We start from the raw sequence: 15449 nt of genomic DNA on the forward strand, positions 1-15449 counted from the left end.
TTCTGACCCTGAAACGGATTGCTCGTATTTTTTGCAGGCAGACAGCGATGACTGGCAGCGCGCCGGGGAGGCGACAGTGAGCATGTCGTGAGGGCCCCGCGCCAACCGGGATCGCCGTCCGCTATACTGTTTGTTTTAATCAAGCAAATCAAATGGTTAAAAACAATACTCCGGCAGGGGAAGGCATAGGCGCCTTTTTCTCCATTCACCAGGTAAATTTATACGATTGTAGCGTAAAAAAAGTGAAAATCGCAGTCTTGCGCGGGCCTGATTCGCGCGTATGATAACGTCACTGGAGTTGTGCTCTCACATTCATGCCATTAACCCCAGGAATTCGCACATGCGTATTGAAGAAGATCTGAAGCTTGGTTTCAAAGACGTTCTTATCCGCCCGAAACGCTCTACCCTCAAAAGCCGTTCTGATGTTGAGCTGGAACGTGAATTCACCTTTAAACATTCAGGCCTGACCTGGTCCGGCGTGCCGATTATTGCGGCTAACATGGATACCGTCGGCACCTTCAGCATGGCTAAAGCGCTGGCCACTTTTGGTATTCTGACCGCGGTACATAAGCACTACACCGCTGAAGAATGGTTGGCGTTTACCCAGGGCGCATCCGCAGACGTACTCAAGCATGTGATGGTTTCCACCGGCACGTCCGATGCGGATTTCGAAAAAACCCAGCAGATCCTCTCTCAGAACCCACAGCTGAATTTTGTGTGTATCGACGTCGCCAACGGCTACTCTGAGCACTTTGTACAGTTCGTGGCGAAGGCGCGCGAAGCCTGGCCGCAAAAAACTATCATCGCCGGGAACGTGGTCACCGGTGAAATGTGCGAAGAGCTGATCCTCTCCGGCGCCGATATCGTCAAAGTTGGCATCGGCCCGGGATCCGTCTGCACCACCCGCGTTAAGACCGGGGTCGGCTATCCGCAGCTCTCCGCCGTGATTGAGTGTGCCGATGCGGCGCACGGCCTTGGCGGCCAGATCATCAGCGACGGCGGTTGCACCATGCCGGGCGATGTGGCGAAAGCCTTCGGCGGCGGCGCTGATTTCGTGATGCTTGGCGGCATGCTGGCGGGCCATGAAGAGAGCGGCGGAACCATCGTTGAAGAGAACGGAGAGAAATTCATGCTGTTCTACGGCATGAGCTCCGAGTCGGCGATGACCCGCCATGTGGGCGGTGTCGCGAAATACCGCGCGGCGGAAGGCAAAACCGTTAAGCTGCCTTTGCGTGGACCGGTGGAGAATACCGCACGTGATATTCTCGGCGGCCTGCGTTCTGCCTGCACCTACGTTGGCGCCTCGCGTCTGAAAGAGCTGACCAAGCGTACGACCTTTATCCGCGTTCAGGAACAAGAGAACCGGGTATTCAATAGCCTGTAATCGGCTGCACTGGCGCCTGCGCGGCGCCAGTGTTTCTCATCCTCCCGCCCCGCCAATGGCATCGCCCAGGTGAAAAACGGGCAAATACATTGCCACCACCAGAATCCCGACCAGCGAGCCGGTTATCACCAGCATCATTGGTTCAAGATGCGCAGCCAGACTATCGGCTCGCTGATAGGTTTGCTGGCGATGGTGATGCGCCAGGTTTTCCAGCATCTGATCCAGCGCTCCCGCGCTTTCCCCCGTGCGGATGAGCTGCAGGCACAGCGGTGTAAAACCGCCGCAGCGGCTTAACGCCTGCCAAATCGGCTCCCCCTGAACGATCAGCGCGCGGGCCTGCGCCAGACGCTGGCGCCACAGCGGGCACGACAGGGACTCTTCAACGCTTTGCAGCCCCTGCAGAAAGCTAATACCGGCGCTTTGGGTTAACGCCAGGATGGTGAAGATCAGGCTCAGCTGTTGTCCGCCGATCAGGGAGCCAATGAGAGGGAGCGCGTTAAGCAACCGCTGGCGGCGCAGCAACCAGTCGCTGCGCCGCCGGATCAGCTGGTTGAGCAGCAGCGGGCTCAGCAGCGAGGCCAGCAGCAGCGGCCAGCCGCGACTTAGCATGTCGCCTGCCGCAACGACCATCCGCGTCAATAGCGGTAGCGGCGTACTGAACGTCTGGTAGATGGCGGTGAACTCGGGCAGGACAAAATAGAGCATCCCCAGCACCACCAACAGCGCCAGAGAGAGCACGATCAGCGGGTAGCGCAGCGCTTTTTTGACTTTGCTGGCGAGCCGCTGCTGCTCCTGCTGCTGATTCGCCAACTGCAGGCAGCAGATATCGAGCTTGCCCGTCAGTTCGCCGGTGCTAATCATCGCCAGATATAGTGGCGGAAAAGCCTGGGGCCACTGCGCCAGCGCGGCAGAGAACGCCACGCCCTGGGCCAGCTCGCGGCCCAGCGCCTCAAGCAGCGCCTGCCACTGGGCATGCGACTGCTGCTGCGCCAGCAGCGATAACCCTTCCGCCAGCGGCAGGCCGGCCTGCAGCAGGGTCGCCAGCTGGCGGATCGTTTCGCAACTGTAGCGCGGGTGCCAGAGGCTCTGCTTCACCGCACAGCGGCGTACGGCCAGCGGTATGACTCGCTGCTGTTGGAGGTGCTGCAGGACCTCCAGACGCTTGGTTTGCCATAGCATCCCCTGACAGGGGGCGCCCTGCACATCGATACCGCGCCAGCGCCAGAGACGCTTAGTCGCCATGGGGGATCCCCAGCACCCGCACCACCTCTTCGAGGCTGGTCAATCCCTGTTCGATAGCCTGACAGCCGCTTTCAAAAAGCGTCATCATCCCCGCGGCTCGCGCCAGAGATTCAATCTCAATGGCGTTAAGTCCCTGGACTATCCCCTGGCGTAGCCCGGGGGTAACAGGCAGCACTTCGAACAGCGCCAGCCGGCCGTAATATCCGTGGTAACAATGTTCGCAGCCCGCTGCCTGCCAGCGTGGCAGCGGGCGGGGCCACAGGCTGTGCGGCAGGTCGGCGGCGCTGCCGGCATTACGCCGACAGTGGGGACACAGCTTGCGGACCAGACGCTGGGCGATGACCAGCGAGAGCGCAGAGGAAATCATCCAGCGGGCGATGCCCATTTGCTGCAGGCGCGTCAGGGTTTCGCTGGTGGAATTGGTGTGCAGGGTGGAGAGCACCAGATGACCGGTCTGGGCGGCTTTGAGCGCGATTTCAGCGGTCTCGGCATCGCGGATCTCGCCCACCATGACAATATCCGGATCCTGGCGTAACAGGGCGCGCAGCACACTGTGAAAAGTGAGTCCGGCGCGGGGATTGATTTGCGTCTGGTTCATCCCGGCGATGGGGATCTCCAGTGGATCCTCCACGCTACAGATATTCACTTGCTCACGGTTTCTGGCCTGCAGGGCGCTGTAGAGGGTCACCGTTTTCCCGCTTCCGGTTGGGCCGGTGACCAGCAGCAGACCCTGCGGCTGGTTCAGCGCCTGGCGAAAGGCCGCCAGCTGGGAGGATGAGAGTCCGAGTGCTTCCAGATCCAGCGCCTGGTCAACCTGATGCAGAAGGCGCAGGACAATCTTTTCGCCATAGCGGCAGGGCAGAGTGGCGATGCGAAAAGAGAGCGGTCGTCCCGCAAGATTCAGCGCGAACTGGCCATCCTGCGGTAAACGGTGCTCGGCGATATCGAGACTGGCCAGGACCTTGAGTCGCGCGATAACCGGTGCGGCCAGTTCGGGAGCCAGCAACGGTAGGGCGTGAAGGACGCCATCGACCCGCAGGCGGATGCGTAAGTGCGTTTCCGTGGGCTCGATATGAATATCAGACGCCCGCTGACGCAGGGCCTGTTCGAGGATCTGGTTGACCCGTTCGGCGATATTTTCCGGCCCGTCGTTCTGCGCCAGTTGCGCCTGCTTTTCCTGGGCCTGCAGACGCTTATCCATCTGCTCCTGGCTCCAGCATTCAATGTCGATCCGCTTTTGCGTCGCGAAGCGTAGCGCCTCCATTAACTCCGCCGGCGGGGTATTAACCACCGCAATAGAGATTGTCTGTTCATCGCTATGCAGCAGCATGGCGTGGTAGCGACGGCAGAGAGGGATCAGCTGTTCTGTTTTCATGCATTCGCCCTCACTTCACCCGGAAAACGTCTTCGCAGGCCTGCTGAAGCGCGCTATTGCCGGTGATGGTGCAGACGCGCTGCCAGCCGGTGACGCCCTCGGCATTGTCCCAGGTCGGCGTCAGGGTGACCCCCAGTCCGTTCAGACTCTCCTGACCGGTGAGGGTGACGACCCCTTTGGCCACGCTCATGGCGGAGAGGTAGCGCGTGGTTGTCGGCGAGGGAATGCCGTTGCTGCCGCCGTCGCATGGCGTTAGGCCGCCATGATCGAGCGCGCAAAGTTCGATGGCTGTCCGGTAAGGGACAAAGGTCTGCAGCAGGTCGGTGAGGGCGGCTTTACGCAGGTAGTTCTGGTAGGCCGGGATGCCGATGGCGCTAAGAATGGCGATGATTCCGATAACCACCATCAGTTCAATCAGGGTAAAACCTCGTTGTTTATCCATAAGTCGCTCCTTGTTGTGACAGGAGCACTGTGAAGGGATTGAGGGGCGCAGGCGAGGGGGCGAAAACGATCCGGGAAAGCGGGTTCCAGGGTTTTTATCTGGATTTCATGGTGAGCACGGGCGACTGCGAGGCGGGCCGCAAATTCAGGCCTTCACGCCCGGAAGCGTGAAGGCCTGTTGCTCAGCGGAAGCGCATCGACAGGTCGAGCGCCTGCACATGTTTGGTCAGGGCGCCGACGGAAATATAGTCGACGCCGGTATCGGCGAATTCGCGGATGGTGTCAAAGGTAACGTTGCCGGAGACCTCCAGCGCCGCCTGGCCTGCGGTAATTTTCACCGCCTCGCGCATCAGGTCGGTGGTGAAGTTATCGAGCATAATGATATCGGCCCCGGCTTTTAACGCCTGCTCCAGTTCATCCAGGGTTTCCACTTCCACTTCCACCGGCACATCAGGATGCAGCCAGAACGCCTTTTCCACTGCCTGACGGATCGATCCGGAGGCGATAATGTGGTTTTCTTTAATCAGGAACGCGTCGAACAGGCCCAGTCGATGGTTGGCGCCGCCGCCGCAGAGTACCGCGTATTTCAGCGCGGTACGCAGCCCTGGCAGCGTTTTGCGCGTATCCAGCAGTTGGGTTTTGGTGCCGGCGAGCAGGTCGACATAGCGACGGACGACGCTGGCGACGCCGGAGAGGGTTTGCACAAAGTTCAGCGCCGTGCGTTCGCCGGTGAGCAGAATACGCGACGGGCCTTCCAATTCGAACAGCGGCTGGTCGGCTTTGACCGCATCGCCGTCGGCCACGTGCCAGGTGATATTCACATCGTCACCGGCGAGCTGAATAAAGACCTCTTCCACCCAGCGTTTGCCACAGAAGACGCCATCTTCACGAGTAATGACCACCGCATGGGAGCGTGCATCCTGCGGCAATAATTGCGCGCTAATATCGTTGTTGGCGTCGACTTCGCCGCCCAGATCTTCCCGTAGGGAGTGTGCGACAGCATCGGTAATATCGAGATTAATACGTTCCAGCAGCACGTCACGGCGGCGGTCGGGGTTGTAACGACGAGGCGACATGATAAAGCTCCAGATAGATAAGATTCAGAAGTGGGAAACATGCTAACCTGAACGACGTTTCAGTACCATACACACTTCATCCTTTGGGCCGGCGTGTGGCCCGGAAGCATGAGTTCGCGAAAGGAGATCCCGCATGCAGTTGAACGAGGGGTGGTTGGTCGGCGCGCGTCGGGTTCCCTCGCCGCACCATGACTGCCGTCCGGATGAAGAGACCCCTTCCTTACTGGTGGTGCATAACATTAGCCTGCCACCGGGGGAATTTGGTGGTCCGTGGATTGATGCGCTGTTCACTGGTACCCTGGATCCGCACGCGCATCCTTTCTTTGCCGAGATTGCTCATCTGCGCGTTTCGGCGCATTGTCTGATTCGCCGTGATGGCGAAATCGTGCAGTATGTGCCTTTCGATAAGCGGGCGTGGCATGCGGGCGTCTCCTGTTATCAGGGACGCGAACGCTGCAATGACTTTTCCATCGGCATAGAGCTGGAAGGCACCGATACTCTGGCGTATACCGACGCGCAGTACCGGCAGCTGGCGGCGGTGACGGATCTGCTGATCGCGCTTTATCCGGCTATCGCCGAAAACATTGCGGGCCACAGCGATATCGCGCCCGTGCGGAAAACCGATCCAGGACCGGCCTTTGACTGGATAAAATACCGTGCGCTGCTCAGCGCCCCGTCAGAAAAGGAGACCTCATGACGCTGTTTACGACGCTGTTGGTGCTTATCGCCGAACGGCTGTTTAAGCTGGGCGAACACTGGCAGCTTGATCATCGGCTGGAGGTGGTGTTTCGCCGGATAAAACATTTCTCGTTACCGGGCACGCTGCTGATGACGCTGGTGGCCGTCGCGGTCGTGTATATCATTCAGCGTCTGCTGCAGGGGCAGCTGTTTAACATACCGCTGCTGGTGTTCTGGATTTTACTGGGCCTGCTATGCATTGGCGCCGGCAAAGTTCGGCTGCACTACCATGCCTATCTGAAAGCGGCGTCGCGCAATGACAGTCGCGCCTGCGATGCCATGGCCAGCGAGCTGACGCTGATTCACGGCGTGCCGCCGGGCTGTGATGAGCGTGAGTACCTTAGCGAACTGCAAAATGCGCTGCTGTGGATTAACTATCGATACTATCTGGCGCCGCTTTTCTGGTTTGTCGTGGGGGGTGCCTGGGGCCCGCTGACGCTTATCGCCTACAGCGTACTGCGCGCCTGGCAGACATGGCTGGCGCGCTACCAGACGCCGCACCACCGGTTGCAGTCCGGGATCGATGGTATCCTGCATATTGTGGACTGGCTGCCGGTGCGTCTGGTGGGGGTGGTCTATGCCCTGGTGGGCCATGGTGAAAAAGCGCTCCCGGCGTGGTTTGCTTCGCTGGGCGACCGCCATTCGTCGCAGTATCAGGTGTTGACCCGCCTGGCGCAGTATTCCCTGGCCCGTGAGCCGCACGTGGATAAAGTAGCGACGCCGAAGGCTGCGGTATCGATGGCTAAGAAGACTTCGCTGGTGGTAGTGGTGATTATGGCGCTGCTGACGATTTACGGTACCCTGGTTTAACGGCCTGAGCCCGCGCGCTGCCTGCCACGATGTACGTACCTGCGGGGCTTTTGTTGCCTGATGGCGCTGCGCTTATCCGGCCTGGCGAGTCACCCGCAGGCTCACGTCACGTAGGCCCGGCAAGCAACAGCGCCGCCGGGCGATATATCAGACGCCGTGCTGGTCATGTTGCCGGGTGGCGGCTTCGCCTGACCCGGCCTGGAGAACCCGCGCCAGCGGGTAACATTCCGAACCGCTACAGCGTATCCGCCGGTGGAATACCGAAGTCGGGCATCCCGTCTTCCCGCCAGCTGACCAGCTTTAACCGCGTATGGCGATTGGGATCATACAGCGGGTCGCCTTCAATCTCGGTGTAATTCCGCGCGTGGTACACCAGCACATCTTCCCCTTCCGGCGTTTGGGTAAAACTATTATGACCTGGGCCATACTGGCGGTTTTCATAGCTGGTGCGGAACACCGGCTGCGGAGCTTTATGCCAGTTTGCCAGCTGCAGCGGATCGGCCTGCCGGTCGATCCATAACAACCCCATGCAGTAGTTTTCATCGGTGGCGCTGGCGGAATAGCTGATAAATAGCTTATCGCCATGCATCAGTACCGCAGGCCCTTCGTTGACCTTAAATCCCCGGCACTCCCAGTCGAACTCCGGCTTGCTCAGCATGACCGGCTCGCCTTTTAACGTCCACGGGTTAGCCATTTCGGCGAGATACAGGTTTGAGTTGCCTTCGATATGCGGGGATTTTTGCGCCCACAGATACCAGCGTTTCCCCTGATGGGTAAAAGTGGTGGCATCGAGGGCGAAGGTATCGAAAGGCGTGACCACCTGGCCTTTTTCCTGCCAGCGGCCGGTCAGCGGATCGCTGTCAGCGCACTCGAGAACGAACATGCGATGCTGGAACATCCCCAGCGCATCCAGATCGTGAGTATGGGTGGCGGCAAAATAGATATACCACTTACCGTCTATTTCATGCAGCTCCGGCGCCCAAATCAGCTGGCTCATCGGCCCGCTTTGCGGCGCGCGCCAAACCACGACCGGCTCAGCATCGCGTAATCCTTCAAGGGTTACCGCGCGCCGGATCTCCAGCCGGTCGTATTCCGGCACCGAGGCAATAAAGTAGTAGTGGCTAAGATGGCGCAGGATAAAGGGATCTGCACGCTGTTCAATAAAGGGGTTTGGCCAGTTGTTCATCAGGCTTTCCTTACGTGTTCACTGGTTTTCAGTTCCTGGTATTCGTTCAGCTCGCTGTAGTTGCTGCGGCGCTTCTCCAGATCGCTCTGAATCTGGCGCATCAGGGTACGGTCAACCTTCAGCAGGCGCACCACGCCGGCGGTGATCAGATAGCCGACGCCGGGAATGACTGAGAATAGCAGCACGATACCGTTCAGCGCGGAGGCGCTTTGCGCTTTCGCGCCGGCGTCGTAGCCGTACCATGACAGCAGGAAACCGACCATTGCCCCGGCGACCGCCAGGCCGACCTTCAGGAAGAACAGATTACCGGAGAAGCTAATACCGGTGATGCGCTTGCCGGTTTTCCATTCGCCGTAGTCATCAACGTCGGACATTAGCGACCAGTGTAGCGGGGAAGGGATTTGATGCAGAATGTTGAGCAGGAAGTAGAGCACCATAATCAGCGTGGTGGCGTGTGGATTAAAGAAATAGAAGGCGCAGGAGAACACGGCCAGCACGATATTGGTCCAGAAGAAAACCTGCAGTTTGCACCAGCGGTCGGTCAGGACTTTCGCCAGCATGCTGCCAATCATCATCCCAACTACGCCGAGGCTGATAAACAGGGTGGCAAAATGGGTGCTTTGTCCCATCACCCAGGTGACGTAGTACATGGTGGCGGCCATGCGGATAAAGCCCGGACAGACGTTGCAAAGCGTTAGCAGCAGGATGCGCACCCACTGGTCATTTTTCCAGACGTCTTTCAGATCTTTTTTCAGTTCGTCATTCGTCTGCACCGCCGGGCGGATACGTTCGCGCACGGTGGCGAAGCAAAACAGGAACATACACATACCGATAAAGGCCAGCACGGTCATCGCCATCTGGTAGCCCTTCGCTTTATCGGCGCCGCCGAACCAGTCGGCCATTGGCAGCAGCGTCAATGACAGCAGGAGCGTGGCGATACCCACCATGACGAAACGATAAGACTGGCAGGCAACACGCTCTTTCGGATCGGCGGTCATCACCGTTCCCAGCGAGCAGTAGGGAATATTAATCGCGGTATAGGTAATCGACAGCAGAAAGTAGGTCACAAACGCATAGATGACTTTGCTATTGTAGGTCCACTCAGGAGTGGTGAACATCAGGACGCTGAACAGGGCGTAGGGGAAGGCGATCCACAGCAGCCATGGACGAAAGCGACCATATTTACTACGGGTGCGGTCGGCAAGAGCGCCCATGATAGGGTCGGTTACCGCATCGATGACTCGCACCGAGAGCAGAAGTACGCCGACCAGCGCCGGCGCCAGTCCGAATATATCAGTGTAAAAATAGTTCACAAACAGCATGATGGCGCCAAAGATAATATTGCATCCGGCATCACCCATCCCGTAACCAATCTTTTCTCTTATTGAAAGCGTGTTCTCTGCCATGTGCGGTCTCTCCGTTGCAGTATGGAGAGAATTATTGGCTGCGGTTGGCAGAAATACGTTGCAGGAACTCGTTGACGATATGGATAAATAAGCTATGGAGGGGAAAGTGTGAAGCAGATAACAATGCTCTGCGCCCATTATTCAGGGGAGGGCGCAGAGCAAAGTGAAGTATTGGTGAGATGTATTATTGTGCTTTTATGGTGGCGGCGGCTTTCTCTTTAAACAGGTAGCCCACGCCCAGCACCGCAATCCATACCGGGATCAGCCAGACGGAAATCGCCATCCCCGGGGTCATCAGCATAATCACCAGCACCGCCGCCATAAACAGCAGGCACAGCCAGTTGCCCAGCGGATAGAAGAGGGCCGGGAAACGCGTGACCACGCCCTGCTGCTTTTTGGCACGACGGAATTTCATATGCGCGAGGCTGATCATCGCCCAGTTGATGACCAGGGCCGAGACCACCAGCGCCATCAGCAGACCGAAAGCAGATTCAGGCGCCAGGTAGTTGATCAGCACGCACAGCGCAGTGACCAGGGCCGAGACGAGAATGGTATTCACCGGCACGCCGCGTTTGTCGACGCTGAGCAGCGCTTTTGGCGCGTTGCCCTGCTGAGCAAGGCCGAACAGCATACGGCTGTTGCAGTAGACGCAGCTGTTATAAACCGACAGCGCTGCCGTCAGCACCACCACGTTCAGAGCGTTTGCCACCAGCGTATCGCCAAGTTCATGGAAGATCAGGACGAACGGACTGGTGTCCGCGGTGACGCGGGTCCACGGCAGCAGGGAGAGCAGCACCGCCAGCGAACCAACATAGAAGATCAGAATACGGTAAATAACCTGATTGGTGGCTTTAGGAATGCTTTGCTCTGGATTATCCGCTTCCGCGGCGGTGATCCCCACCAGCTCCAGGCCGCCAAAGGAGAACATGATGATCGCCATCATCATCACCAGCCCGTAAAAGCCGTGCGGCAGGAAGCCCCCCTGGTCCCACAGGTTACGTACCGTCGCCTGCGGGCCGCCGTTGCCGCTGAACAGCAGCCAGCCGCCGAACAAAATCATCGCCACTACGGCGACCACTTTGATAATCGCGAACCAGAATTCCATTTCACCGAACACTTTGACATTGGTCAGGTTAATGGCGTTGATGGCGATGAAGAAGACCGCCGCCGAGGCCCAGGTAGGGATTTCCGGCCACCAGAACTGGATATATTTGCCAACGGCGGTCAGTTCCGCCATGGCCACCAGGACATACAGTACCCAGTAGTTCCAGCCGGAGGCGAAGCCGGCAAAACCGCCCCAGTATTTGTAAGCAAAGTGGCTAAATGAGCCGGCCACCGGCTCTTCCACCACCATTTCGCCCAGCTGACGCATGATCAGGAAAGCGATAAAACCGGCGATAGCGTAACCAAGAATGATACCCGGGCCGGCGGACTGAATGACGGACGCGCTCCCCAGAAACAGGCCGGTGCCGATAGCCCCGCCCAGCGCGATGAGCTGAATGTGACGGTTTTTCAGGCCGCGCTTCAGCCGATCGCCGTGCTGTTGACCTTCCATATGAAACCTCGTGTGTGGTTATTTTTTGTGTACGTCATCCGTCAGGTTGCTGCTTCACTGCTGTCCCTGCCTGAAAGCATAGCCAGCGAAAATTTGGGCGAAGTGGCCCACTTTTTACCTGAGTGATGGCGCGCACATATTGTTGTGTTTGTGTATTCAGGAACTTCCGTTTCTGTATTGTTTTGTTTACGGAAGGCTGTGTGGTAATTCCGAAAAAGGCCTTTCGTCTCCGGCAGAATAGTGGTAAGCGCGTTTGAATGCACCTGCTTTATGAAGGGATGATGACGATGTGTCTAAAAAGACATCAATAGTCACAATCTGTCGTATTTTGATGCATGCTGCTTTGTCATTATTTATTCACTATAAATGACTTTGCATTCATTTATTGCAGCGTTGAATCGGTTCAGAAAGCGTAATTTTTCGTTTCTATAAAGTTAAGGCTACCTCTTTGTGAGTAAACGTAACATTTGTGCAAGGTTACATTTCTGAAATGTTATTTCTGTAAGGTTGTTAAAATGTCCCGGGTTTACTGATTTCAATCAAAACCTGTATGGACAGAAGGTGAATACTTTGTTACTTTAGCGCTACGAACTTTAAATTGGTAAGACCAATTGACTCCGGGCTAATGGCAGAGACAGGGAATATGGCCTACAGCAAAATCCGCCAACCAAAATTATCCGATGTGATAGAGCAGCAGCTGGAGTTTCTGATTCTTGAGGGGACCTTGCGCCCCGGTGAAAAACTCCCGCCAGAACGAGAACTGGCTAAACAGTTCGACGTTTCCCGCCCCTCGCTGCGTGAGGCGATTCAACGCCTCGAAGCCAAGGGCTTGTTGCTTCGTCGTCAGGGAGGTGGAACGTTTGTTCAGAGCCGCCTGTGGCAGAGCTTCAGCGATCCGCTGGTTGAGCTGCTGTCCGATCACCCTGAATCCCAATTCGATCTGCTTGAGACCCGTCACGCGCTGGAAGGCATCGCGGCCTATTACGCGGCGCTGCGCAGCAATGATGAGGATCGCGACCGTATCCGTGAGCTGCATCAGGCTATTGAACGCGCTCAGCAGTCGGGCGATTTGGACGCTGAGTCCGGCGCCGTCGTCCAGTATCAAATCGCCGTCACCGAGGCGGCACACAATGTGGTGTTGCTTCATCTGCTAAGGTGTATGGAGCCGATGTTGGCGCAAAACGTGCGTCAGAACTTTGAATTGCTGTATGCCCGGCGGGAAATGCTCCCGTTGGTCAGCAACCATCGCACTCGCATTTTCGAGGCGATAATGGCCGGGGAGCCGGAGCAGGCGCGTGAAGCGTCGCACCGTCACCTGGCGTTCATTGAGGAAATTTTGCTGGATCGTAGTCGTGAGCAGAGCCGTCGAGAGCGCTCACTGCGTCGTTTACAGCAACGAAAGGACGAGAACTCCGGTTCTTAAGCGCCATTTTTAGAGCGCGGCAACTAAACGCAGAACCTGTCTTATTGAATTTTTGGTTGTTCCAGCGTGAAGAACGAAGAGTTCAATGGGACAGGTTCCAGATTAATCAACGATTAGATAGATAAGGAATACCCCCATGTCAGAACGTTTACACAATGACGTGGATCCGATCGAAACTCGCGACTGGCTACAGGCGATCGAATCGGTCATCCGTGAAGAAGGTGTTGAGCGCGCTCAGTATCTGATTGACCAACTCCTTTCTGAAGCCCGTAAAGGCGGAGTGAAGGTTGCTGCAGGCGCTTCCGCCGGCAACTACGTCAACACTATTGCCGTTGAAGATGAGCCGGAATACCCGGGCAATCTGGATCTGGAACGTCGCATTCGTTCTGCGATTCGCTGGAACGCCATCATGACCGTTCTGCGCGCGTCGAAAAAAGATCTCGAACTGGGCGGCCACATGGCGTCCTATCAGTCTTCCGCGACCTTCTACGAAGTCTGCTTCAACCACTTCTTCCGTGCGCGCACTGAGAAAGATGGCGGCGATCTGGTGTACTTCCAGGGTCACATCTCTCCGGGCGTATATGCACGTGCGTTCCTGGAAGGCCGTCTGACCGAAGAGCAGATGGACAACTTCCGCCAGGAAGTTCACGGCAAGGGTCTGTCCTCTTATCCGCACCCGAAACTGATGCCGGAATTCTGGCAGTTCCCGACCGTATCCATGGGTCTGGGGCCGTTGGGCGCTATCTATCAGGCCAAATTCCTGAAATATCTGGAACACCGCGGTCTGAAAGACACCTCCGAACAAACCGTTTACGCCTTCCTGGGCGACGGCGAGATGGATGAGCCGGAATCAAAAGGCGCTATCACCATCGCCACCCGTGAAAAACTGGACAACCTGGTCTTCGTCATCAACTGCAACCTGCAGCGTCTGGACGGCCCGGTCACCGGTAACGGCAAAATCATTAACGAACTGGAAGGCATCTTCGGTGGTGCTGGCTGGAACGTTATCAAGGTTATCTGGGGCGGCCGTTGGGATGAGCTGCTGCGTAAAGACACCAGCGGTAAGCTGATTCAGCTGATGAACGAAACCGTTGACGGCGACTACCAGACCTTCAAATCCAAAGACGGCGCTTACGTTCGTGAGCACTTCTTCGGCAAATATCCGGAAACCGCTGCCCTGGTCGCTGACTGGACTGACGAGCAGATCTGGGCTCTGAACCGCGGTGGTCACGATCCGAAGAAAGTCTACGCTGCATTGAAGAAAGCGCAGGAGACCAAAGGTCAGCCGACCGTGATCCTGGCGCATACCATTAAAGGTTATGGTATGGGCGATACCGCTGAAGGTAAGAACATCGCGCACCAGGTTAAGAAAATGAACATGGACGGTGTTCGCTACGTCCGCGATCGTTTCAATGTGCCGGTGGCGGATGCCGATCTCGAAAAACTGCCGTACGTAACCTTCCCGGAAGGTTCCGAAGAGCACACTTACCTGCACGCTCAGCGTCAGAAGCTGAACGGCTATCTGCCGACTCGTCAGCCGAAGTTCACTGAGAAACTCGAGCTGCCGACCCTGGCCGACTTCAGCGCGCTGCTGGAAGAGCAAAACAAAGAAATCTCTACCACTATCGCTTTCGTTCGCGCCCTGAACGTGATGCTGAAGAACAAGTCGATCAAAGATCGTCTGGTGCCGATCATCGCCGACGAAGCGCGTACCTTCGGTATGGAAGGTCTGTTCCGTCAGATCGGTATTTACAGCCCGAACGGCCAGCAGTATACCCCGCAGGACCGTGAGCAGGTTGCTTACTACAAAGAAGACGAGAAAGGCCAGATTCTGCAGGAAGGGATCAACGAGCTGGGCGCAGGCGCATCCTGGTTGGCTGCTGCGACCTCTTACAGCACCAACAACCTGCCGATGATCCCGTTCTACATCTACTACTCGATGTTCGGCTTCCAGCGTATCGGCGATCTGTGCTGGGCGGCTGGCGATCAGCAGGCTCGCGGCTTCCTGATTGGCGGGACTTCCGGTCGTACTACCCTGAACGGCGAAGGTCTGCAGCACGAAGATGGTCACAGCCACATTCAGTCGCTGACTATCCCGAACTGTATCTCTTACGACCCGGCGTACGCCTATGAAGTGGCTGTCATCATGCATGATGGTCTGGTCCGTATGTACGGCGAAGCGCAAGAGAACATTTACTACTACATCACTACGCTGAACGAAAACTACCACATGCCGGCCATGCCGGAAGGCGCCGAGGAAGGTATCCGTAAAGGTATCTACAAACTCGAAACCATCGAAGGTAGCAAAGGTAAAGTTCAGCTGCTGGGCTCCGGTTCTATCCTGCGTCACGTGCGTGAAGCAGCGCAGATCCTGGCGAAAGACTACGGCGTGGGTTCCGACGTGTATAGCGTTACCTCCTTCACCGAACTGGCGCGTGATGGCCAGGATTGCGAACGCTGGAACATGCTGCACCCGCTGGAAACCCCGCGCGTGCCGTATATCGCTCAGGTAATGAACGACGCTCCGGCAGTGGCATCCACTGACTATATGAAACTGTTCGCTGAGCAGGTTCGTACTTACGTACCGGCTGATGATTACCGCGTACTGGGTACCGATGGCTTCGGTCGTTCCGACAGCCGTGAAAACCTGCGTCACCACTTCGAAGTCGATGCTTCCTATGTGGTCGTAGCAGCGCTGGGCGAACTGGCTAAACGTGGTGAAATCGATAAGAAAGTGGTGGCTGACGCTATCGCGAAATTCGACATCGATGCAGAAAAAGTTAACCCGCGTCTGGCGTAAGAGGTAAAAGAAT

At 57.0% G+C, this 15449-nt stretch carries 12 protein-coding genes; 5 read left to right on the forward strand and 7 right to left on the reverse strand.

The genetic code is table 11. The features are described from left to right. Positions 1-340: 340 nt before the first annotated feature. The gene (locus BHE81_RS01140) at positions 341-1384 is read left to right on the forward strand and encodes a GMP reductase (RefSeq protein WP_004145938.1); all 1044 of its coding nucleotides are present in this window, start codon (positions 341-343) and stop codon (positions 1382-1384) included. Between the two features lie 36 nt (positions 1385-1420). On the opposite strand, the gene hofC is transcribed toward BHE81_RS01140, so the two are convergent. From hofC to nadC, 4 genes are all read right to left on the reverse strand, one after another. Then, positions 1421-2626, reverse strand: a complete 1206-nt coding sequence (gene hofC / locus BHE81_RS01145) for a protein transport protein HofC (RefSeq protein WP_004182933.1) — start codon at positions 2624-2626, stop codon at positions 1421-1423. Then, positions 2616-4001, reverse strand: coding sequence for a type II secretion system protein GspE (gene gspE, locus BHE81_RS01150; protein WP_004145935.1), 1386 nt, complete (start codon positions 3999-4001; stop codon positions 2616-2618). Before gspE ends, hofC begins: the two co-directional genes overlap by 11 nt. 10 nt (positions 4002-4011) lie before the next feature. Continuing rightward, a complete protein-coding gene (gene ppdD, locus BHE81_RS01155) occupies positions 4012-4443 on the reverse strand; it encodes a prepilin peptidase-dependent pilin (protein ID WP_002888683.1) in 432 nt (143 codons plus the stop codon). A 181-nt stretch (positions 4444-4624) separates the two neighbouring features. Beyond that, positions 4625-5518, reverse strand: a complete 894-nt coding sequence (gene nadC, locus BHE81_RS01160; protein WP_002888684.1) for a carboxylating nicotinate-nucleotide diphosphorylase — start codon at positions 5516-5518, stop codon at positions 4625-4627. A 133-nt stretch (positions 5519-5651) separates the two neighbouring features. Here nadC and ampD point away from each other — a divergent pair, with 133 nt between their 5' ends. Then, positions 5652-6215 carry a 1,6-anhydro-N-acetylmuramyl-L-alanine amidase AmpD gene (gene ampD / locus BHE81_RS01165; protein ID WP_002888692.1) on the forward strand — a complete coding sequence of 188 codons (564 nt, stop codon included), beginning with the start codon at positions 5652-5654 and terminating at the stop codon, positions 6213-6215. Next, entirely contained in the window at positions 6212-7066 is an 855-nt protein-coding gene (gene ampE, locus BHE81_RS01170) for a beta-lactamase regulator AmpE (RefSeq protein WP_002888694.1), read from the forward strand. Before ampD ends, ampE begins: the two co-directional genes overlap by 4 nt. A gap of 235 nt (positions 7067-7301) precedes the next feature. Here ampE and BHE81_RS01175 read toward each other — a convergent pair whose 3' ends face one another. From BHE81_RS01175 to aroP, 3 genes are all read right to left on the reverse strand, one after another. Continuing rightward, positions 7302-8252, reverse strand: coding sequence for a family 43 glycosylhydrolase (locus tag BHE81_RS01175; protein WP_023302306.1), 951 nt, complete (start codon positions 8250-8252; stop codon positions 7302-7304). Next, the gene (locus BHE81_RS01180) at positions 8252-9658 is read right to left on the reverse strand and encodes a glycoside-pentoside-hexuronide (GPH):cation symporter (RefSeq protein WP_004145929.1); all 1407 of its coding nucleotides are present in this window, start codon (positions 9656-9658) and stop codon (positions 8252-8254) included. Before BHE81_RS01180 ends, BHE81_RS01175 begins: the two co-directional genes overlap by 1 nt. Positions 9659-9842: 184 nt before the next feature. Next, complete coding sequence (aroP, locus tag BHE81_RS01185; RefSeq protein WP_004147090.1) at positions 9843-11213, reverse strand: aromatic amino acid transporter AroP; 1371 nt, start codon at positions 11211-11213, stop codon at positions 9843-9845. 643 nt (positions 11214-11856) lie between these two features. On the opposite strand from aroP, the gene pdhR reads away from it, so the two are divergent. Both pdhR and aceE read left to right on the forward strand, forming a co-directional pair. Beyond that, positions 11857-12636 carry a pyruvate dehydrogenase complex transcriptional repressor PdhR gene (gene pdhR, locus BHE81_RS01190; RefSeq protein ID WP_002888699.1) on the forward strand — a complete coding sequence of 260 codons (780 nt, stop codon included), beginning with the start codon at positions 11857-11859 and terminating at the stop codon, positions 12634-12636. A gap of 136 nt (positions 12637-12772) precedes the next feature. Beyond that, the gene (gene aceE, locus BHE81_RS01195; RefSeq protein WP_023302305.1) at positions 12773-15436 is read left to right on the forward strand and encodes a pyruvate dehydrogenase (acetyl-transferring), homodimeric type; all 2664 of its coding nucleotides are present in this window, start codon (positions 12773-12775) and stop codon (positions 15434-15436) included. Positions 15437-15449 lie beyond the last annotated feature (13 nt).

The organism is Klebsiella sp. AqSCr, assembly GCF_008452795.1.
GTDB classification, from domain to species: Bacteria; Pseudomonadota; Gammaproteobacteria; order Enterobacterales; family Enterobacteriaceae; genus Klebsiella; species Klebsiella pneumoniae.